The sequence below is a fragment of the Streptomyces niger genome, assembly GCF_000718305.1.
GTDB classification, from domain to species: domain Bacteria; phylum Actinomycetota; class Actinomycetes; order Streptomycetales; family Streptomycetaceae; genus Streptomyces; species Streptomyces niger.
Genome location: NZ_JOFQ01000006.1, coordinates 232031 through 252517, shown reverse-complemented (window position 1 = coordinate 252517; position 20487 = coordinate 232031). Strand labels below are relative to the sequence as shown.

The window sequence follows — 20487 nt, the reverse complement described above, 5'->3', positions numbered from 1 at the left end:
AAGCGGCCCGCCATGCTTGTGCCGAGGTAACGAGTAACCCGGTACGAGCGACCGGGCTTGCGGAAGCGAGAGCGCTCATGGCGGGGCAGACGATCCCCAAGGCCGCCCGGCCTCGGGTCAGGCCGAACCTCACCGACTACGACGCGACTTGTGCGCACTTCAGCTGGCGCACGGTACGTGAGCAGCTGGCCGGGCTGCCGGGCGGCGGCATCAACATGGCCTACGAGGCGGTGGACCGGCATGTCACCGAGGGCTGGGGCAAGCACACGGCCCTGCGCTGCGTGCGCCGGGACGGGGTGACGCAAGGCATCAGTTATGCCGAGCTCGCCTTCTCCAGCAACCGGTTCGCGGCGGCCCTGCGCTCGCTGGGCGTGATCCGTGGCGACCGGGTCTTCACGCTGCTCGGCCGCTGCCCGGAGCTGTTCACCACCGTCCTCGGTACGCTCAAGTGCGCCGCTGTGCTCTGTCCGCTGTTCTCCGCGTTCGGTCCGGACCCGGTGCAGCAGCGCATGCGTCTCGGCAACGCTCGCGTACTCGTCACGACCGAGCAGCTGTACCTGCGCAAGGTCGCCCCGGCCCGTGCGTCACTTCCCGAGCTGCAACACGTACTGATCGTCGGCCCACGAGAGCACGAACTGCCCGGGACCCGCCCCTTCGACGACGTCCTCGCGGCGGCACCGGAGAAGTTCACCGTGCCGCACACCGATCCGGACGACATGGCGCTGCTGCACTTCACCAGCGGCACCACCGGCACACCCAAAGGGGCGATACACGTCCACGAAGCGGTGGTGGCCCACCACATCACCGCGGCCTACGCACTCGACCTGCACCGCGACGACGTGTTCTGGTGCACCGCGGACCCCGGCTGGGTCACCGGCATGTCGTACGGCATCATCGCCCCGCTCACCCACGGTGTGACCGTCGTCGTGGACGAGGGCGATTTTGACGCCCGCCGCTGGTACCGGATCCTCGCCGACGAACGCGTCACCGTCTGGTACACCGCACCCACCGCGCTGCGCATGCTGATGCGCGCCACACCGCGCGAGGGCCCGTACGACCTGCCCCGCTCTTACGACCTGTCGGCCCTGCGCTTCATCGCCTCCGTCGGCGAGCCGCTCAATCCGGAAGCGGTCCGGTGGGGGAGCGACGTGCTGGGCCTGCCGGTACACGACAACTGGTGGCAGACCGAGACCGGCTGCATCGTCATCGCCAACCTCGCCGGCAGCGACATCAGGCCGGGATCGATGGGCCGGCCGCTGCCCGGTATGCACGCCACCGTTCTGGCACGCGGCCCCGACGGGCGCGCGCTGCGCCGCGGTGGGCACGTCGAGGAAGTGGGCGGGTCCGACGTAGCCGGTGAACTCGCCCTCCGGCCCGGCTGGCCGTCGATGTTCCGGGGCTACCTGCACGACGAGGGGCGTTACGCCGAGAGCTTCGCGGACGGCTGGTATCTCACCGGCGATCTCGTCCGCCGGGACGCCGACGGCTACTACTGGTTCGTCGGACGGGCCGATGACGTCATCAAGTCCGCCGGGCACCTCATCAGCCCGTTCGAGGTGGAGAGCGCGCTGCTGGAGCATCCGGCGGTCGCCGAGGCAGGCGTGATCGGACGTCCCGACGACACCGTGGGCGCGGTCGTGAAGGCCTTCGTGTCGCTTCGGGCGGGCCGGGAGCCGGGGAAGGAGCTGGAGCGTGAGCTGATGGCCTTCACCCGGCGCAAGCTCGGCCCCGCGGTGGCTCCCCGGGAAATCGAGTTCGACCAGAACCTGCCGAAGACCCGCAGTGGAAAGGTCGTACGGCGGGTACTGCGGGCCCGTGAACTCGGCCTGCCGGCAGGTGACGTGTCCACACTGGAAGGGCCACCATGAGCACCGCGCGCAAGAAGAGCCCGAAGAACGAGGCCACGCGCCGTGGCGTCGGAAGTTCCCGGACGGCCCGGCCCCGGCCTCGGTCCGGCGCCAGGAACGACGGAGAGGCCGAGGACAAACACCGGCACGAACTGCTTGCCGCGATGCTGCTGATCCGCCGCTTCGAAGAGCGTTGCGTCGAGCTCTACAGCGCCTCCGCGATCCGCGGTTTCGTCCACCTCTACATCGGCGAGGAAGCCGTCGCCGTCGGTGTGACGCAGGCGCTGGAACCGGCGGACGCGGTGGTGTCCACGTACCGGGAGCATGGTCACGCCCTGGCGCGCGGAGTACCTGCCGAGGCCGTGCTGGCGGAGATGTACGGCAAGGTCAGTGGCTGTAGCCGGGGCCGCGGCGGCTCCATGCACCTCTTCGACGCCGGACGCCGGTTCTACGGAGGCAACGCCATCGTCGGCGGCGGCCTCCCGGTGGCCGCGGGGCTGGCGCTCGCCGAGAAGTTACGCGACACCACGAACGTCGTCTGCTGCTTCTTCGGCGACGGTGCCTTCGCCGAGGGGGAGTTCCACGAGACCGCCAACCTCGCGGCGCTGTGGAACCTGCCGCTGCTGCTCGCCTGCGAGAACAACCGCTACGCCATGGGAACACCGCTGACGGCCGAACACGCGCAGACCGACCTGGCGATGCGCGCGTCCTCGTACGGCATGCCGGCCTGGGCCGTGGACGGCATGGACGTACTGGCCGTCGAGCAGGCCGCCCGCCGTGCGGTGGACGGCATCCGGGCGGGACACGGCCCGCACTTCCTGGAGCTGCGCACGTACCGCTTCCGCGCCCACTCCATGTACGACCCCGACCGCTACCGCGACAAGGCGGAGATCGAACGGTGGCGCACCCGCGACCCCCTCACCGTGCTCGGCACGCTGATGCGGACGCTGGGCGAGCTGCACGATGAGGAGTACGCGGACATGGAGCGGGACGCTGCCGAAGCAGTCGCACGGGCGGAGTCGTTCGCCGAGGAAGCCCTGCTCGAACCGACGGCCGATCTTCTGCGGTTCGTCCATTCCGAGGACCAGGTGGCACGCCATGGGGACGACAACGGGCACCAACAGCAAGCGGAGCACGGGGACGACGTACCGGGAGGCGTTGCGTGAGGCGATGCGTGAGGCGCTGACGGCCGACGACCGTGTCTTCCTCATGGGCGAGGACGTCGGCAAGTACGGTGGTGCCTTCGGCGTCAGCCTGGGGCTCCTGGAGGAGTTCGGCCCCGAGCGCATACGCGACACACCACTGTCGGAGGCGGCTTTCGTCGGGGCCGGCATCGGGGCGGCCATCGCCGGCCTCCGGCCGATCGTCGAGGTGATGACGGTCAACTTCAGCCTGCTCGCCCTCGATCAGGTCCTCAACAACGCCGCCACCCTGCTCCACATGTCCGGCGGCCAGGTGTCGGTGCCGATCGTCCTCCGCATGACCACGGGCGCGGGGCGACAGCTCGCCGCCCAGCACTCCCACAGCCTGGAAGGCTGGTACGCGCACATCCCGGGCATCCGCGTGCTGGCCCCCGCCACCCCGGCGGACGCCCGGGACATGCTCGCGCCCGCCCTGGCCGACCCGGACCCGGTCGTCATCTTCGAACACGGCTCCCTCTACAACACCAGCAGTGACCTGTCCGCGACCCACCACCGCCGAGCGGACATCTTCTCGGCGGCCGTACGACGACAGGGTGACGACGTCAGCCTCATCACCTACGGCGGATCGCTGCCGAAGGCACTGGCCGCCGCGGACCGGCTGGCGGCGGACCGGGTGTCCGCCGAGGTCATCGACCTCAGGTCGTTGCGTCCGCTGGACGACGCCACGATCATGGCGTCCGTCCGCCACACCAACCACGTCGTCGTCGTCGACGAGGGCTGGCGAACCGGAAGCCTGGCTGCCGAGATATCCGCCCGCATCTGCGAGCAGGCCTTCTACGAACTCGATGCCCCGGTCGAGCGGGTCTGCAGCGCGGAAGTACCGATTCCGTACGCCCGCCACATGGAGGAAGCGGCCCTGCCGAGCACAGGGAACATCGTCCGGGCGGCACTGAGGACGGTGGGCCGCAATGGGTGAGTTCCGCATGCCCGCGCTGGGTGCCGACATGGAACAGGGCACCCTGACCGAATGGCTCGTGCACCCGGGGGACCACGTCAGCAAGGGCGACCCCGTGGCCGTGATCGAAACCGCGAAGTCCGACATCGAAGTGGAGTGCTTCGAAGACGGCGTGGTCAGCGCACTCCTCGCGGAACCGGGCACGGTGCTGCCGGTCGGTGCGCCCCTCGCCCTGATCACCAGCGAGGCGGAAACCGGCGCGGTGCCGCCAGTGGCCGACGAGCGTGCGGTCTCCCGGTCCGGCGAGCCCACCGCTTCGCCCGAGCCTCCTGTTGCACCGGACATCTTGGAGCCCGCGCCACCACCCGCCGACACGGTGACGTCCCCTCTCGTACGCCACCTCGCCCAGGACAAGCACGTCGACCTCGCCACAGTCCGCGGCACCGGCCGTGGCGGACGCATCACCCGCCACGACGTGGAACGGGCCGCAGCGCCCCCGGTACGGATCCGTGCCACCCCCATGGCCCGCCGTCTCGCCTCCGAGGCGGGCATCGACCTGGCTGCCGTGACCGGTACGGGAGACGCGGGCGCGGTTCGCGGCGCCGACGTACGAGGCTGGGCCGCTGCCCACCCGGCGCCGGACGGGCGGAGGGAGGCCGCCGACCACGTGCCGAAGGCGGCCACCGCAGCGCCGCACCGGGCGACGAGCGGACCTGCCACCGACGGGCCCGGAGCACGGGACCAGCGCCGCGAAACGATGCGCTCGGCCATCGCCGCCCTCATGGCCCGCTCCCAACGCGAGATCCCGCACTACTACCTCTCCCGGACCGTCGACCTCGCCCGCGCAATGGCCTGGCTGAACGCACACAACCGTGACTGCCCCGTCTCCCGGCGCCTCCTCCCGGCCTGCCTGCTGCTCAAGGCCGCGGCACGGGGCGCGCGCGAAGTGCCGGAGCTGAACGGTCACTGGGCGGATGGCCGCTTCCACCCGGCCGACACGGTGCGTCTCGGCGTCGCGATCGCCGTGCGCGGTGGCGGCCTGGTCGCCCCCGTCCTCGTCGACGCGGACGAGGACACGCTCCCGCACCTCATGTCCCGGCTGAAGGACCTCGCCAACCGGGCCCGCACGGGACGCCTCAAGAGTTCCGAAACGGGCGCTCCCACCATCACGGTGACCAGCATCGGAGACCGTGGAGCGGACGCCGTCTACGGCGTGATCCACCCACCGCAGGTGGCCCTCGTGGGATTCGGCGCGATCCAGGACCGGCCGTGCGCGGTGGACGGGCTTCTGGGAATCCGGCCGACGGTCATCGCCACGCTCGCCGGGGACCACCGGGCGAGCGACGGAGCCACCGGAGCCCGTTACCTCGCGGCGGTCGAGCGGCTGCTTCAGCAACCGGAGGAACTATGAAACCACTGACGCACGAGGAAGCCCGCACGATCATGCGGGAGGAGATCTTCCGCATCGCACCCGATGCCGATGTCGACGCCCTGCCCGCGGACGCACCGTTCCGGGAGGTCCTCGAACTGGATTCGCTGGATTTCCTCAATCTCGTCGAAGCACTCACCGAACGCACCGGCGTTCGCATCGACGAAGAAGACTACGACTCCTTGCGCACGCTCTCCGGCAGCGCCGACTTCCTGGTCGCCCGAACCGCCGACCGGGCGGCCGCTCAGTAACCCGCCTCCTTGGCCGTGGCGGCGCAGTGCCGAACTTCGTCCTCACGGCACGCGCCACATCGCGCAGGCCACGGGCAATTCGAACCAGACGGCTTTGCCGCCGTGCGCGGGGGCGCTGCCCCAGGCCAGAGCCAGCCCGTCCACGAGGCGAAGGCCGCGCCCTCGCTCGCTGTCGATGTGGGCAGCGATCAGTTGCGGCTTGTTCGGATGGATGTCCAGGACTTCGCAGCGCAGTAACCCGTGACGGAGGTACAAACGCAGCCTCGCCGGACCGGGCGCATGCTGTTGCGCGTTCGTGGTCAGTTCGTTCATCAGGAGTAGGGCACTGTCGGCTTGGCCGGCGATGCCCGCCGCGGTCAGCCAACCCCGGACAGCGCGCCGGAGCAGAGCCAGCCCTTCGGCCTCGGGACTGATCGCGCTACTCAGGTACGCAGTGGCCACCCCGGCACCTGCCGGCACGGTTACGTGCTTCACCAATTCTGTCCTTCCGGTCGGAACTACTCTGCGTCGACCGGGGATCGTGCGCACGGGGAGAATTACCTGTCCGCATACCTGTTGTGCGGGCAGTCTCGGGGAAGCGCCGTTCTGCCGACAACAATGGTCCCAAACAGCGCAGCTGTGGCCAAGTGATCGACTGGACGAGGCATTTATCGGGCTTCCCGAGTAGTGCAGGCTCACCTTTCTCTAAGGTTCCGCATGTCCGGAACAGTGACGCGGCACCGGCCGACACGGCACGCCGACAGCAGGGAGGTCGCCTGATGGCTGAACACCACCGCACGGACGGTCGAATCATTCCTGTGGAGCGACTGCGGCCGGGCGATCACTCGTACATGGACGGCGTCGACAGTGAGGCTCGATGGGAGGTACTGGCCGCCTTCGCGCGGACCGGACTGGCCCGCGGGGAGAAGGTGATGCTCGTCCTGGACCCGAGCGACCTGAGCGACGATGATGCCGTCTCGTACCTGGACGGTGGCACCGGGCAGGCCGAAAACGGGTCGCGGACAGGGCAGTTGGTGCTCTCACGCAGTACCTCCGTCTACCTGCCGGACGGCCGTTTCTCCAAGGAGCGGCAGCTCCGCAGCTACACCGCGGAGGTCGCGCGGGCCCGGGAGGCGGGTTATGCACGGTTGCGCTCAGGCGGGGACATGTCCTGGGCATCGCGGGCAGGCGTGAACGACCAACAAGTGGCGGATTATGAGACTTCGGTGGCGGCGCTGTTCGCGGACGCGTGCTTCACCGGTCTCTGCTGGTACGACCGGCAGCACCGCAGTGACCACCTGGTGGCCACCATGCGCAACATCCATCCACTGCAGGTGATGGAGTATCTGGGTGCGTTGGAAGTGACCTGGTCCCCGAACGGTGCCAGGATCGCGGGATCGGCGGAGCTGGGATCACGCGAGGAATTCACCAAGGTGCTGCACCAAGCACTGGAGCGGCGGCCGTCTCCCGGCCCCTTCCCATACGAGTGCGACGGGCCCTTCCGATACGAGTTCGACTTGACCGACCTGGCGTTCATGGAGGCTCACTGCGTCTGGCAGTTGATGGACTTCGCCGCCGGACTGCCGAAGGACCACAAGGCCGCCGTCAGGTGCGGCCCGATGCTGGAAATGGCCCTGCGAGGGCTCGGCTCCGCCGCCGTACCGCAACTGGAACTGCACGTGGAAGACGAGGAGGACGTGGCGTGAAGGAGCGGCGACTGCTGGAGCTGGAGTTCACCTTCTCGGACCTGCCACTGGTGCGGATCACGCTCGCCGCGACGCTTCTCCGGACCGGTCTCTCCCGCTCCGTACGAGACGCACTCACGCAAGCAGTCCTCGAAGCCGTGGCCAATGCAGTGGAGCACGGCGGAGGCAAGGGGCTGCTGACCGTGCGGACATCGGAAGACGAGGTGCGGTGCGCGGTCACTGACTACGGTCCCGGCCCTGCAGCCGTGCTCCTGAAGCGGGAAGCGACCGTCTCGGGCACCTCGGAGGAGGACACGGCCGATGAGGGCCACGGACTGCAGATCGCTGAGACCCTCACCGACCGCATCGAATTGCGTCCGGGCCTGGGTGGTCGGGGTACTACCGTTGTTCTGGTGGTTTCCCGGAACCGCTCACCCGGGTGCGTTCACTGACCCATACGGCCACCTGGCTGCGTGTGGTGAAACCCAGCTTGCCGAGGATGCGTTCCACATGGCCCTCGGCCGTACGCCGTGAGATCACCAGGGTTTCTGCGATCTGTCGGTTCGTCAGCCCCTGGGCGATGAGCCCGGCGACCTCGCATTCGCGTGGGGTGAGGCCCGCTTCGGATGCCGTGCTGAGGACAGTGGAGACATCGGAGGCGGTACGGTCCGACGGCACGGCATCGGGACGGCGCCCGGGTGCAGGAGCGGTCCGGCCGTTGGCGGACTCGGGGAGGGCGCAGAGGGCATACTCGATGGTCTCCTGCAGGGACTTCTCCTGCCCGCTTCGGTATGCCCGGCCCCGGTCGCGGACGGGCGCATCAAGAGCCTGGTCGGTATCCCGCTCGTCACGCTGCTCCGGTCCCACCGACTGCTCCTCGCGGTGTCGGTCCACCGGCTCACCACGCACATCACGTCGCATGTGGTGGGCCGCCCCTTGCAGGACGGCAGCCCGCTCGGTTTCCCCCTGGTCCGCGGCTACGGCAGCCAGCAGTTCAACGGTCCTGCCCACGGCGCGCGGTTCCTGGGACACGTAGTCCAGCCGCAGGCACTGTCGGGCGTAACGCGCGGCACGCTGGTGATCGCCCAGCGCCCAGTGGGCCGTGGCGAGCGTGCACAGGACGTACGAACGGACCCACTGCTCGCTGTACGCCTCGCAGACGGCGAGGGCCTCCTCACACAGCGGCAGGGCGTGCTCGGGCACGCCCCGGAAGACGAGCGTGCAGGCGATCTCCACCCTGCTCAGCACGTGAAAACACAGTTCGCGTTCGCCACCGTCCTCCCGGGCGGCAACGACCGCCAGAGAATCAAAGCCAGGCGTCCCTTCCGATGGGGGCTCTTGCCTCGGTGGGATGCCGGACTGCAGCACGGCGGCGGATCGGCTGTGGATGACCGACAGCAGCCCGGCGAGCCACACCGACTTGGCGGCGGCACTGATCGCCTTGCGGTTCTCCTGCAGGCCGATGCGGCGCCACCAGTGCCGCATCTCCGCCAAGGCGCCACGCTCGGCCCAGTAGAACCACAACGCTCTCATCAGCTGTCGGCCATACCCGATCTCGTCGGGAGAGGTCAGGCAGAATTCCAGTGCCGCACGCAGGTTGCCACGTTCGGCCCGCAGGCGTGCCACGATCACGGACTGGCCGGGACCGAACCATTGCCTTTCGAAAGCCTCGGCCAGGCGCAGGAAATGATCACGGTGAAGGCGCTGGACAGCGACGTTCTCACCCATCAATTTCAGCCGCTGCCGGCCGTACTCGCGTACCAACGCCAGCATCCGGTACCTCACCGCGCCCCCGGCGTTCTCTCTGGCCAGGATCGACTTCTCCACCAGCCCGGCCACCGAGTCCAGCACCTCCGATCGATCGAGGCCGGCGCCGGGGCAGACGGATTCCGCCGCGCACAGGTCAAAGCTGTCGACGAGCACCGAAAGCCGCGCCCAGGCCAGTTGTTCTCGGGGGGTGCACAGGTCGAAACTCCAGTCCACGGCCGAACGCAGTGTTTGATGACGTCGCGGGGCGGCGGGGCTGCCGGCGGTGAGAAGTCGGAACTGGTCGTCGAGCCGCTCGTCGAGCTGCTCGACGCCGAGGGCGTGCAACCGCACCGCGGCCAGCTCGATCGCGAGCGGCAGGCCGTCGAGACGACGACACACGCGGACCACGGCAGCCCGGTTCTCGTCGGTGATCTCGAAGTCGGGTGCCACGGCCGTCGCACGGTCGGCGAACAGTTGCAGTGCCGGGAACCGGGAGGTGTCTGCAGCGTGTGCCGGTGTCTCGCGAGCCGGGGTGGGCAGCGGCTCCACGGCGAGCAGGTGCTCCTCGGTGAGACGGAGGCGGTGCCGGCTGGTGGCAAGCACCCGCACGCCCTCCGCGGCGCTGAGGATGTCTCGGATCAACAGCGCACAGGCCCCCAGCACGTGCTCGCAATTGTCCAGGACCAGCAGTAATTGCCGTGAGCGCAGATGCTCGACGAGGACATCCTCGGGGGGCCGGCCGGTCTCGTCGTGGATGTCGAGCGAGTCCACGACGGCGTGCGGGATGAGCGCGCTGCTCTGGACGCCGGCCAGCGACACCATCCAGACGCCACCACAGAAGGCACGCTCGACCTGCTTCGCCAGGTGCTCGGCGAGGCGGGTTTTGCCGACCCCACCGGGACCGATCAGTGTCAGCAGCCTGGCAGTGGACAAGAGCCGTCGGGCCTCCGCCAGCTCACGTCGACGGCCGACAAAACTGGTCGCTTCCGCGGGAAAGCCGACAGTGCGTCGGGCCCCCGATCCACCCACGCTCGGTCACGCCCTCACGAGTGCCGCGATGTGCTTGTTTTCTTCTCGCGAGGCTAGCGCTTCCGGACCGCACGAAGCCACGCAATCCGGAGAATAGTACTTCTCTGCGTTCAACCGGCACTTCAGGCGTTGTTGAGGGGTGCGGTTCCACCGAGTGCGGATGACGCGCGTGAGCCGGTGAGGGCTGCAGCCGCCGCCCCCTCGGACTCCCCGACGGGGTCTGTCCTCCCCGCCGACTCCCGAGACGGTGTTCGAGAGCGCCCCCTCCGAACATCCGGCAGGACGATCCGGCAGGACACCCACGGCGGCAGCCCGCCGCCGTGGGTCGGCACGTGGTGCTCGTCCTGGTGTGGTTATGACCAGGGGAGGACCAGGGCGCCCCAGGCGACGACGGGGCCGAGTGCGACGATGCCGCCGGTGTAGCTGATGATCTGGCGGTAGAAGCGGCGGGTGTCGATACCGCGGGCGTTGCTGAGGACCAGGGCGCCGTTGGTGGAGAACGGGGAGGTGTCGACGATCGTGGTGGAGACCGCGAGCGCTGCGATCAGGCCGGCGGCATTGAGGTGGCTGGAGAGCAGCAGCGGTACGGCGAGGGGGATGATCGCGGTGAGGATTGCGGTGGAGGAGGCGAAGGCCGAGGTGATGGCTACGGTGAAGCAGAGCACCAGGGCCACGAGGAGTGGGGCGCCGAGGCCGGCGGCGTGGTGGGAGATGTCCTCGATGATGCCGGCCTTCTCCAGCATGGCGATGTAGGTCATCATGCCGGCCACCAGCAGCAGGGTGGACCAGCTGATGCCGTCCACGGCCTTCTCCTGCCGCTTCATGTCCACCAGGGCCAGCAGGGCACCGGCCACCAGGGCCAGGAAGCCGATCTCCAGCTGGAAGCCGAGTGCGCCGACCACCAGCGCGAGCAGACAGGCGAGGGTGAGCCACTGACGCCAGTCGGGTCTGCCGGACGTGGCGGGGTTCTCGTCGTCGGCCGTCTCGTGTGCCGTGTCCGCCAGCGGGGCGGGGCGCTTGGCGAGGAGCACGAACGTGAGCGCTGACAGCAGCAGGTTGATCACGAAGCTGGCGGTGAAGAGTGTCACGGGCGAGACGTGCAGCGTGGTGTCGTCGACCAGGCCCAGTACGAGGGCACCGGAGACGGCGAGGGGGGAGAAGGCGCCGGCGTGCCCGCCGCTGATCACCATCATGCCGGTCACCAGCGGGTTGATCTTGTAGCGGTGGGCGAAGTTCATGGCGATGGGGACGAGGATCGCGACGGCGGCCGGGGTGAAGGTGCCGAATGCCGTGAGCGTCGCGGCGACCAGGAACAGCACCCAGGGGATGAGCGCCACTTTCCCGCGTACCAGTCGCACGCCGGCCGCGACGAGCCAGTCGATGGTGCCGTTGCGGCGCGCGACGGAGAAGAGGTAAGTGACCCCGACGATGGTCACGAAGAGGTCCACCGGGAAGCCCGCGAAGATCTGGTCCTCGGTGAGGCCGAGCGAGACGGTGCCGATGGTGAAGGTGGCGACGAAGGCGAGGATGCCCAGGTTGATCGGCAGAATGGTGCCGACCACGAACATGACCAGCAGCGCGCCTATGGAGATCACTTCAGTAGACATCATTGTCCTTGGTGCGGTGGGGACAGGATGGCGCGCCCCGAGGGCGCGAGATTACCCCGGGGTGGGGGCGTGAGAACAGGCCCGGGGACAACAGATGTCGCGGTTCAGGCTGCTTGCGGCCGGCCCGGTTCCGGTACGTAGATGCGGGCATCGGCGAGCAGTCGGGCCGCCCGCTGTACGGTGACTCGGCCGGGCCGGCCGTCCGACAGGTCCGAGCAGCGGACCGCGATCACGCCGGCGGGGGTGCCCAGGCGAAGCCACTCCTCGGTCGGGCCGCCCGCGGCCCGGGAGACCACGGAGCCCTCCAGCAGACCCGCGGCCGCGACGGCGACGGCGGAGGTCAGGCCGATCGCGGGGTGCGGTGCGTTCATGGTGAGCATGCGCACCGAGACGTCGTAGTCCTGGGCCGCGACGCGTTCGCCGAGCGTGGTGGTGTACGGGACCGGCCGGCCGACCAGCCCCACCTTGGGGACCGCGTCGCCGGGCTCCTCGCCCGGCTTGAGCAGGCCCATCAACGGCGCGGCGGCGTGGCGTACGGTGCGCAGCCACGGTGCGTCCGCACGCATCTGCTCCAGGGTCTCGGCACCGGTACGCGCCGCACTGGTGGCATCGACGAGGACGACCGGCGCCCCGGCGTCCACCATGCTCACCAGAATCGGATCAGCGGCACCGATCCGCAGCTCCTGCGCGGCCGACCCGGTGGGCAAAAGGGAGCCGGTGGTGCGGCCCGCCGGGTCGCGGAAGGTGAGCCCGACCGCGACGCCGCCGGCCCGGGTGCCCGGTACGGTCTGGTCGCCGAAGTCGTGCGCCACCCCACCGGTGGTGTCCACGAGCCCTTCGAGCACCGCGCCGGTGTTCATGTTGCGCATCACCACACGTGTGCGGTCCCCGGTGATCGGCACCAGGCCCTTGGCGACGGCGTACAGGGCGACGCCGGTGGCGCAGTTGCCGCAGTTGCTCGTCCACTCCACCGAGCCGGTACCGATGCCGACCTGGGCGAAGAGGTAGTCGATGTCCGTGCCGGGCTCGGGCGAGGCGCTGACGACCGCGGCCTTGGAGGTGGTGGGAGTGGCCCCGCCGACCCCGTCGAGTTCCACCGGGTCGGTGGCACCGTAGGCGGCGACCAGCAGTTTCTCCAGGGCGCCGAGCTCGGTGGGGACATGGACCTGGTGGAACAGCCAGCACTTGCTGGTGCCACCGCGGACCAGGGTCGCGGGAGTGTGCACGTCTGAGGCTCTTTCTCGATCAACGCGGAGGGGAGCGGCCGGAGAGCGGTTACGGGCGTATTGCCAACCGGTGAACCTGAACCGCCCCGGCGAATGCGAAGACCTTCGCAGAGGTGTGACTTGCGCACAATGGCAGTCAACTTCACCCGGGTTTAGCTGAGCTAAACTCGGCGCCATGCTGAACGTGCGCCATCTCCTGCTGCTCACCGAGGCTGTCGAACGCGGCTCGCTCACCGCCGCGGCGGAGGCGATGGGCATGACCACCTCCGCGGCCTCCCAGCAGATGTCGCTGCTGGAGCGCGAGGCCGGACAGCCGCTGATGGAGCGGCTGCCCCGCGGCATCCGTCCCACCCCGGCCGGCGCCGCACTGGCCGAACGCGGGCAGGCCATCCGTCGCGAGCTGCGCGCCGCCCGGGCCGACCTGGAATCCTTCGCCGACCTCGACCAGGGCACACTGCGGCTCGGTTCGTTCCCCACCGCGAGCGCTTCGCTCCTGCCGCTCGCCCTCACCCGCTTCCGCCGCCGCCATGAAGGGGTCCGCATCGAGGTCCACGCAGGGGTGCTCGCCGAGCTGCGCGAGATGCTGCACACCGGCGAGGTGGAGCAGGCGCTGCTGTGGGACTACGGCTGGAACCGCCTCGAAGACCCGGCCCTCGCCCTCACCCACCTGCTCGACGACCCCACGGTGCTGGTCGTCCCGGCGGACTCACCCTTGCGCGCCCACCCCTCCGTGCGCCTGAGCGACCTCGCCGACCAGGAATGGATCATCCGGGCCGACAACCATCCCGTCGCCGACGTGCTGCGCCGCAGCTGCCGCCAGGCCGGGTTCGAGCCGCGCATCGCCTACGCCTCGCACGACTACCAGGAGGCTCAGGCCATGGTGGCCGCCGGGCTGGGCATCGCGCTCGCGCCCCGACTCGCCCTCACCAGCCGCCGCAGCGACGTCCGCCTGCTCCCCTTCGCCTCCGACGTGCCGGCGCCCACCCGCCGCATCCTGCTCGCGCACGCCAAGGCCCGGCCCACCACGCCGCCCGCCCAGGCGATGGCGCATGTCCTGCGCGTGGTGGCGCAGCGGTTCGCCTCCTCGGGCCTGCACCGTGCCCAGCTCGGAGCGGTCCGCCGTAGCTGACCGGTCCGGCGCGGCGCCCTGGCCGCCCTCGACCGTAGACCGGCCGGCCGCACACGGCACGCCGGGCAGCTCACCTTGGTGGCACGGCGCAGGGTGGGGATAGGCGCAAGACGGTTCCATGGCGGCGGTGACTGCCCCCGTGGAGCCGCGGCCGGCCCACGGGGGCAGGGCCGTGGTCGCACAGGCAGCGCCCGGCACCACCGGGGAAGTGCTCGGGTGCGCTACTCCGCGTCGCGCATGTCGAGGACGATTTTGCCGACCGCCGTGCCCGTGCGCAGGCGCTCGACCGCCTCGCCGAGCGCGCCCATGCCGTAGCGCTCGTAGGGCAGGGACAGGGCGCCGGAGGACAGGTCGGGCAGCAGGCGCAGCACCTCGGGGGCGACCTCCTCGCCGCGGGAGATCATGTTGACCGGCAGGAGGGAGACGTCGGCGAGAAAGAAGTCCGCGAGGTCCAGGGTGAGTTCGCGGCCGGCGGTGTAGCCGAGGAGTGCGGCCCGGCCGCGCGGGCGGACCAGGGTGAGGGCGTTGCGCAGGATCTGACCGCCGACCGTGTCGATCAGTACGTCGACCTTGCCGCCGAGCGTTTCCTCGGAGAGGTCCGAGGCGAGCAGCGCCTTGGCGACATCGGGTACGTGCGGCAGCTTCGCGGGGCGGCCGACCGCGCCGATCACCTCGGCGCCGGCGCGCGCCGCGAGCTGCACGGCCACGGCGCCCACCGCGCCGGACGCGCCGGTGACCAGCACCCGCTCTCCCGGTCGTACCTGGGCGATGGAGTGGACGGTGGCCCAGGCGGTGCCGACGGGGGAGAAGTAGATGCAGGCGAGGGCGGGGTCGGTGCCCTCGGGCATGGGCTCCGCGGCGGCGTCCGGCACGAGGACGTGTTCGGCCCAGGCGCCGTCGCGGCTGAGGCCGAGCCCTTCGCCGCGCAGCCGGACCAGGGCACCCACGGGGTGCGTGTCCGAGGCGACGACGTGGCCGCTGCCCTGGGTGCCGGGGATGAACGGCAGCTCGGGCAGGATGCCGAACTGTCCGTCGAGGATGTTCAGGTCGAGATGGGCGACGGTGGCCGCCGCCACCCGGACGAGGGTGTGCCCCGGGCGCGGCGCGGGCACGGCCCGTTGACCGAGCCGCGGCAGAGTGCCGAACTCCTCAAGGACCAGGGTGCGCGAGGTGGTTGCGGGACTGCTCACGTGCTGTGTTCTCCGTTCTACCCGTTGACTGCCGTGCCCTGGGGCCCGTCTTCACACGGACCCCGCCACAGCAGGAACGATGCGAGTGTGACCACTGCTTCGTAGGCGGTGGCGGTCTTGTCGTATGCGGTAGCCGTCAGGGTGCGATGACGAGTCGCCCGCGCAGGCCGCCCTCGGCCAGCCGTGCATGGGCCGCGGCGGCATCCGCGAGGGGGAAGATCCCGGCGACGCGGGCCAGCAGTGTGCCGCGGTCGGCGAGTCGGGACAGTTCGGCGAGCCGGGCGCCGTCGGCGCGTACGTCCAGGGCGTCGATGCGGATGCCGCGTTCTGCAGCGGGCTCCTGTCCGGGCCACACGCCGATGTACGTGCCGCCGTCGCGGACCGGGGCGAGGGCCGTCTCACCCAGCACCGCGGCGTCGATGACGCCGTCGAACGCGGCCGAGGGGAGTGTTTCGTCGCGGGACAGGAAGCTGTGGGCGCCCCGGGCGCGCAGGAACTGCTCGTCCTGTGCGGAGCCGAGGGCCGTGACCTTCAGGCCGCGGTGGTGCCCGAGTTCCACCGTGTGCGCGCCGACGCCGCCCGCCGCGCCGGTGACCAGCAGGCTCTGCCCGGGGTGGAGGGCGGCCATGTCCAGTGCCTGCGCCGCGGAGAGCGCGTTGAGGGGGAGGGCCGAGGCGTGGGCGTCGTCCAGGGTCACCGGGGCCGGCGCGATCGCATCCGCGTCGAGGACGGCGTACTCGGCGTGGGTGCCCAGCGGCGTGCGGTGGCCGGTGGCCAGGCCGATGACGCGGTCGCCGGGGGACCAGGTCACACCGGTACCGACGCTGTCGACGGTGCCGGCGACGTCCCAGCCCAGGCCGATCCGCTCGCCGGCGCCGCCGAAGACGCCTGCCCGCATGGCCGCGTCCACCGGGTTCAGCGCTGCCGCCGCCACCTTGATCCGTACCTGCCCCGGGCCCGGGACGGGCACCGGGACCTTCGTGATGTCGACCGCCTCGGGCCCGCCGAAGCGGGACACGGTCGCGGCACGCATGAGCATGCTGATCCTCCTGGGGGGGGTGCACGGACGAGGCGCGGGCAGCCATTTCTTACCTGGGGTGCGCAACCCCATCCTGCGTCAGCATGAAAGCCTCTACAAAAGGCACACGCGTGTAAGAAAGGCGAGGGCAGGCGCACGATGACACACGACTCCCGGGCAGAACAGCCGCCGGACCGGACGGGGCCGTGTGCCCGCTGGCCTGCCGAGCAGGGCGAGACGATCCGGCAGATCGTCGAGCGGGCCGGCGACAAGTGGGGCGTGCTCGTGATCGGCACACTGGAGAACGGCCCTGTGCGCTACACCGACCTGCAGCGCTCCATCCCGGGCATCTCCCAACGCATGCTCACCCACACCCTGCGTCAGTTGCGCCGCGACGGCCTGGTCACCCGCACCGCCTACCCCGAGGTGCCACCACGGGTCGAGTACGCGCTGACCGGCCTGGGTGCCACGCTGCTCGACGCGGTCACCGCCCTGATCGACTGGGCGGGCACGCACCACGACGAGATCGTCCGCAACCGCGCCCGCTTCGACCGCGACGCCGCCGGCAGCTGAGACACAGGCGGCGCGTCCCGCCTAGGTGCGCGAAGAGGCGGACGGCCGGGCAGGGGCCGCTCGCGGCAACCCGGCTACCGGAGGTCGGCCGCGTCGGGGGCCGGGGTCCGGGGCACGGTGGCGGGATGCTTCAGGTGCAGGCGGCGCAGCGCCCGGTGCGAGGCCGCGCGCGGATTCTCGCCCATGTCGGCCTCACCCCTGTCCAGGCGGTCGACGAAGGCGGCGAAGTCGCGGACCGATCTGGAGATCGTGTACTGGTCCGTGGGGAGCAGGTCGCTTCGCCCGCCACCGGCCTGTTCGTAGGCGTAGACGTCGTAGCCCTGCCGCGCCAGGAGCTGCAGGAACCGGTGGTCGAGCAACGAAATGCCGCGGACCGGCCCGCCGTTGAGGTACACGAGCGGGGTGGGGTGCCGGGGGCCGGCCGCCGCGGGCGGGTAGTGATACACCGCGACGCGGCTGCCTGTGGTCAGCCTCCAGCGCTGCGCGGCCACGAACGGTAGGTCCGGCGGGTACTGCCGGGCCGTAGGCGCGGTCGGGACGCAGACCGATCGCCGGCACCGGGCCCGCCCTGACGTGGGACGGGAGCGCCTGCCGGCCTCCGTCAGGGCGAAGGCCGCGTTGCGCCGCAGGCCAACCGAGAGCTGCCGTGCCATGCATGGCCCGTCAGCAGCCGTGCATGGTACGGCAGGCAGGAGTCGGGCGATCGGCGCGCGGGGCGTGAGCGGCGTCCGTGTCTGAACAGGGGTTTGCGTCGCCCACTTCGACCGGCCGGACGCCTTCCCGGACGTCTTCCCGGACGTCATCCCAGGCCGGCGCTCCCGTTCAGAGACCGGAGCAAGGCGTGCTGGCGGCGGACCTGGTCGCGGCCTCGGTAGGGCTCGCGCCGGCCCTCGTACTCGCTGGAGAGCCAGCCCTGCCAGCCGGCCGTGCGCAGGGTGGTGAGGATGTCGTGCCAGGGAATGTGCAGGTCGGTGAGGTGGTCGTCGATCTCGAAGAACTTCGCCTGGACGAAGTGCACATGCGGCAGCACTTCGGCGAGGTCGGACGTGGGGACGGCCAGGGGCTCCAGGAATGCGGGGCGCTTCTTTCCCTCGAAGCCTTCGTGGCCGTCGTCGACCGGGGCGGTCTGGAAGATGCCGGTGTCGATGAGGAGCTTGAAGTGGTCGCTGCCGGTCCGGTCGATGAAGTCGAGGTACGCCTGGGTGACCGGATGCTTGATCGGGGTGGGGCTGTGGATCTCGGGGCAGATGACGATGTCGAGGTCCGCCGCGAGGTCGAGCACCCGCTCCACGGCCGGCTGCCAGATGGGGTGCGGGTCGAGTTCCGGGGTGATGACGCCGAACTTGGGGCGGACGGAGGTGAAGCCGAGCAGCTTGGCCAGGCGCAGGTCGCGTTCGAGCTGTGCGCGGCCCTCCTCGGCGGTGAGGTCGCGGTCGCGCCACATGGCGGTGTCGACCCAGGAGCCGTAGTTCGTGGGCGTGAGCCCGTAGCGGTCCAGGAGGTGGTGCCAGGTGTCGATCCAGGCCGGGTCGGGGTGCGGGTAGCCGGGGATGTTGCCTTCGCCGAGGATCTCGATGCCGGTGGCGCCCAGGTCGGCGATGTCGGCCATGGCGTCCTGGAGCGTCATCGACGTGTACAGGTCGCCCGAATAGCTGTAGAGGGAGACGCCGTAGCGCAGCCCGTGCGGGATGCCGTCGCCGGCGGGCACGATCGTGGCCGTGGTGGCGGAGCGGAACACGGAGGGTCCGGCGACCTCGGGAATGTAGGGCCGGCGCAGGTGGACGGCGACCTCGATGTGGTGAATGCCGGCGCTCAGGCCGCCCGGGTGGTCGACGGAGAGCGTGGCGGTCTCGTCGAGCTGCCAGCGTACGTCCGTGGAAGCGCGCAGTTCGTCGAGGGTGAACGTACGGCCCTGCAGTGTCCAGTGCTGGGCTTCGCGCGGGAAGGCGTGTCCGTCGACGACCACGTCGGCGCCGTCGACGAGGCTGCCGGCGATGCCTCGGTAGTTGGGGTTGCGCAGCAGAAGCTGGAAGCCCGTGACGCCGGTGTCGTCGGTCGTGTTGCGGAATCCGCGCTGCTGGATGATCGGGCGTTCGAGCATGGTCGTCCTTCGTGACGGGATGGTGGGGGAGAGGCAGAGGTCGGGCTCGCTCGGGCCGCGTGCGGGAGCGGCTGCGAGGTCAGTCCTTGCGGTCTTCCAGGCCGTAGAGGGCCATGCAGGCCGCCTGGACCAGGCAGAGTGCCGCGGGAAGTCCGATGAAGGCCCACTCGATGGCCCGGCTCGCCTGCGCGGAGACGTGGTCGGCGCGGTATCCGCCCCAGGCCAGGGCACAGGCGAAGAGGGAGCCGCCGAGCGCCGTGCCGACCTTGGTGGCGAAGCTGTAACCGGCGTAGAGCAGGCCCTCGTCGCGGCGGCCGGTGAGGGTCTCGTGGTGGTCGACCGTGTCCGAGACGAGCGCCGGGGCCGCGACGAAGCCGAAGCCGCCGATGAGGTTGGCGAACAGGAAGACGGCGAGGAACACCATCGGCTGCCCGTCCAGGAAGAAGAGCAGGACGTACAGGAGCGCGGTGGCGGCCAGGCCGGTGTTGATGCCGCGGCGCTTGCCGGTGCGGCGCAGGAACCAGGGGGTGACGAGGGAGCCGATCAAGGCCGACAGGGAGAACGCGAGGAGGATGTAGCTGGTCGCCCAGCCGTCGTCGAGGACCTCGCGGGCGTAGAAGACGGCGCCGGCGGTGATGATGCCCAGGCGGACGAATGCGATGAGGGACGCGGCGCTCACGCCCAGCCAGTGACGGTTGCCGCGCAACGAGGCGAGTGCGCGCCAGGTGGTGGCCTCCCGGGCGACCGGTGCGGCGGGGCGTTCGCGGCACAGCAGGGCGACGATCCAGTAGAGCAGGGTGCCGACCGCGCCGAGGACGACAGCCATGCCGGTGAAGCCGCGGGCCCGGTCGGCGCCGCCGAGGGCGCCGACGAGCGGCATGACGGCGAGGGAGACGGCGATCAGCCCCAGCGAGGCGCCGGCGAACCGGTAGCCGCTCATCTTCAGGCGGGTGTCGGCGTCGTCGGTGAGCATGGGCAGCATCGCGCCGTAGGGGACGTTGACGAGCGAGTGGCTGATGCCGACGGCGACGAAGGTGACCGCTGCCCAGACCACCGCCGTGGTGCCGCGGCCGGGTGAGGAGAAGGCCAGGGCGAGGGCGATGCCGAGGACGGGCGCTGCGAAGATCAGGTAAGGGCGGGCGCGGCCGAAGCGGCTGCGCGTGCGGTCGACGGCCAGACCGACCACCGGGTCGATGACCGCATCCGCGATCCGGCCGACCAGCAGGATGGTGCCGGCGGTGGCGGCAGCCAGCCCGGCGACGTCGGTGTAGTAGTACAGCAGGAACGCCGTCAGCGTGGTCCAGGTCAGGTTGGACGCCAGGTCACCGAGCCCGTAGCCGAACTGGGCGGCCTTGGTCGGCGAGGGCAGCGTAGCGGTGGAGGTGGGGGGCACGGCGCTGGCGGGAGAGGGCACGGCACTCATCGTCGAGTCCCTTCAGGAGGCAGAGGGCATGCCGCCACGACGCACAGAAGGCGGGGGACTGCGGGCGGCTGCCGGGACCGCGGCGGATCTCGTCCCGAGTCCGCTCGCTGCCGACGGAACTTATGCACGCCACAGACATAAGTCAATGGTTTCT

The 20487-nt window shown here is 70.4% G+C and carries 18 protein-coding genes; 9 read left to right on the top strand and 9 right to left on the bottom strand.

Annotated elements, in window-relative coordinates:
• Positions 1–77 precede the first annotated feature (77 nt).
• From acsA to IF20_RS13665, 5 genes are read left to right on the top strand one after another with little or no spacing between them, the layout of a single operon-like run.
• Positions 78–1868, top strand: coding sequence for an acetate--CoA ligase (gene acsA, locus IF20_RS13685; protein ID WP_052865403.1), 1791 nt, complete (start codon positions 78–80; stop codon positions 1866–1868).
• Positions 1865–3013, top strand: coding sequence for a pyruvate dehydrogenase (acetyl-transferring) E1 component subunit alpha (gene pdhA, locus IF20_RS13680; protein WP_110944138.1), 1149 nt, complete (start codon positions 1865–1867; stop codon positions 3011–3013). The genes acsA and pdhA overlap by 4 nt, the downstream gene beginning before the upstream one ends.
• A complete protein-coding gene (locus tag IF20_RS13675; protein ID WP_052865402.1) occupies positions 2946–3965 on the top strand; it encodes an alpha-ketoacid dehydrogenase subunit beta in 1020 nt (339 codons plus the stop codon). Before pdhA ends, IF20_RS13675 begins: the two co-directional genes overlap by 68 nt.
• Entirely contained in the window at positions 3958–5355 is a 1398-nt protein-coding gene (locus tag IF20_RS13670; RefSeq protein WP_052865401.1) for a 2-oxo acid dehydrogenase subunit E2, read from the top strand. The genes IF20_RS13675 and IF20_RS13670 overlap by 8 nt, the downstream gene beginning before the upstream one ends.
• A gap of 32 nt (positions 5356–5387) precedes the next feature.
• Entirely contained in the window at positions 5388–5624 is a 237-nt protein-coding gene (locus tag IF20_RS13665) for an acyl carrier protein (protein WP_234426643.1), read from the top strand.
• A 42-nt stretch (positions 5625–5666) separates the two neighbouring features.
• Here IF20_RS13665 and IF20_RS13660 read toward each other — a convergent pair whose 3' ends face one another.
• On the bottom strand, positions 5667–6098 hold the full coding sequence (locus IF20_RS13660) for an ATP-binding protein (RefSeq protein WP_199896590.1): 432 nt from the start codon (positions 6096–6098) through the stop codon (positions 5667–5669).
• A gap of 284 nt (positions 6099–6382) precedes the next feature.
• On the opposite strand from IF20_RS13660, the gene IF20_RS13655 reads away from it, so the two are divergent.
• A complete protein-coding gene (locus IF20_RS13655; protein WP_052865398.1) occupies positions 6383–7309 on the top strand; it encodes an MEDS domain-containing protein in 927 nt (308 codons plus the stop codon).
• Positions 7306–7740 (top strand): ATP-binding protein, encoded by a 435-nt coding sequence (locus IF20_RS37710; protein ID WP_110944137.1) that lies wholly within the window; start codon positions 7306–7308, stop codon positions 7738–7740. The genes IF20_RS13655 and IF20_RS37710 overlap by 4 nt, the downstream gene beginning before the upstream one ends.
• Here IF20_RS37710 and IF20_RS13650 read toward each other — a convergent pair.
• From IF20_RS13650 to IF20_RS13640, 3 genes are all read right to left on the bottom strand, one after another.
• Entirely contained in the window at positions 7688–10066 is a 2379-nt protein-coding gene (locus IF20_RS13650) for an ATP-binding protein (RefSeq protein WP_052865397.1), read from the bottom strand. The two genes, IF20_RS37710 and IF20_RS13650, sit on opposite strands and share 53 nt — an antisense overlap.
• Positions 10067–10419: 353 nt before the next feature.
• Positions 10420–11673: an SLC13 family permease gene (locus IF20_RS13645; protein WP_234426641.1), complete on the bottom strand. Its 1254-nt coding sequence runs from the start codon at positions 11671–11673 to the stop codon at positions 10420–10422.
• Between the two features lie 104 nt (positions 11674–11777).
• Complete coding sequence (locus tag IF20_RS13640; RefSeq protein WP_052865395.1) at positions 11778–12899, bottom strand: PrpF domain-containing protein; 1122 nt, start codon at positions 12897–12899, stop codon at positions 11778–11780.
• A gap of 175 nt (positions 12900–13074) precedes the next feature.
• Here IF20_RS13640 and IF20_RS13635 point away from each other — a divergent pair, with 175 nt between their 5' ends.
• Entirely contained in the window at positions 13075–14028 is a 954-nt protein-coding gene (locus IF20_RS13635) for a LysR family transcriptional regulator (RefSeq protein ID WP_052865394.1), read from the top strand.
• Between the two features lie 221 nt (positions 14029–14249).
• On the opposite strand, the gene IF20_RS13630 is transcribed toward IF20_RS13635, so the two are convergent.
• Together IF20_RS13630 and IF20_RS13625 are read right to left on the bottom strand one after the other, a co-directional pair.
• Positions 14250–15218: a quinone oxidoreductase family protein gene (locus tag IF20_RS13630; protein WP_052865393.1), complete on the bottom strand. Its 969-nt coding sequence runs from the start codon at positions 15216–15218 to the stop codon at positions 14250–14252.
• A gap of 136 nt (positions 15219–15354) precedes the next feature.
• Positions 15355–16251: an NADP-dependent oxidoreductase gene (locus tag IF20_RS13625; protein WP_052865530.1), complete on the bottom strand. Its 897-nt coding sequence runs from the start codon at positions 16249–16251 to the stop codon at positions 15355–15357.
• Positions 16252–16395: 144 nt separating this feature from the next.
• Here IF20_RS13625 and IF20_RS13620 point away from each other — a divergent pair, with 144 nt between their 5' ends.
• Positions 16396–16809 (top strand): winged helix-turn-helix transcriptional regulator, encoded by a 414-nt coding sequence (locus IF20_RS13620; RefSeq protein ID WP_052865392.1) that lies wholly within the window; start codon positions 16396–16398, stop codon positions 16807–16809.
• 74 nt (positions 16810–16883) lie between these two features.
• On the opposite strand, the gene IF20_RS13615 is transcribed toward IF20_RS13620, so the two are convergent.
• From IF20_RS13615 to IF20_RS13605, 3 genes are all read right to left on the bottom strand, one after another.
• Entirely contained in the window at positions 16884–17300 is a 417-nt protein-coding gene (locus IF20_RS13615) for an alpha/beta fold hydrolase (RefSeq protein ID WP_052865391.1), read from the bottom strand.
• A gap of 308 nt (positions 17301–17608) precedes the next feature.
• Positions 17609–18910, bottom strand: a complete 1302-nt coding sequence (locus tag IF20_RS13610; protein WP_052865390.1) for a C-glycoside deglycosidase beta subunit domain-containing protein — start codon at positions 18908–18910, stop codon at positions 17609–17611.
• Between the two features lie 79 nt (positions 18911–18989).
• Complete coding sequence (locus IF20_RS13605) at positions 18990–20324, bottom strand: MFS transporter (RefSeq protein WP_199896589.1); 1335 nt, start codon at positions 20322–20324, stop codon at positions 18990–18992.
• Positions 20325–20487: the final 163 nt, after the last annotated feature.

Bases quoted from the DNA above. Each gene is read 5' to 3' on its own strand.
- acsA (WP_052865403.1), top strand. From the start codon at position 78: ATGGCGGGGCAGACGATCCCCAAGGCCGCCCGGCCTCGGGTCAGGCCG.
- pdhA (WP_110944138.1), top strand. From the start codon at position 1,865: ATGAGCACCGCGCGCAAGAAGAGCCCGAAGAACGAGGCCACGCGCCGT.
- IF20_RS13675 (WP_052865402.1), top strand. From the start codon at position 2,946: ATGGGGACGACAACGGGCACCAACAGCAAGCGGAGCACGGGGACGACG.
- IF20_RS13670 (WP_052865401.1), top strand. From the start codon at position 3,958: ATGGGTGAGTTCCGCATGCCCGCGCTGGGTGCCGACATGGAACAGGGC.
- IF20_RS13665 (WP_234426643.1), top strand. From the start codon at position 5,388: ATGCGGGAGGAGATCTTCCGCATCGCACCCGATGCCGATGTCGACGCC.
- IF20_RS13655 (WP_052865398.1), top strand. From the start codon at position 6,383: ATGGCTGAACACCACCGCACGGACGGTCGAATCATTCCTGTGGAGCGA.
- IF20_RS13645 (WP_234426641.1), bottom strand. From the start codon at position 11,673: ATGTCTACTGAAGTGATCTCCATAGGCGCGCTGCTGGTCATGTTCGTG.
- IF20_RS13635 (WP_052865394.1), top strand. From the start codon at position 13,075: ATGCTGAACGTGCGCCATCTCCTGCTGCTCACCGAGGCTGTCGAACGC.
- IF20_RS13625 (WP_052865530.1), bottom strand. From the start codon at position 16,251: ATGCGTGCCGCGACCGTGTCCCGCTTCGGCGGGCCCGAGGCGGTCGAC.
- IF20_RS13620 (WP_052865392.1), top strand. From the start codon at position 16,396: ATGACACACGACTCCCGGGCAGAACAGCCGCCGGACCGGACGGGGCCG.
- IF20_RS13610 (WP_052865390.1), bottom strand. From the start codon at position 18,910: ATGCTCGAACGCCCGATCATCCAGCAGCGCGGATTCCGCAACACGACC.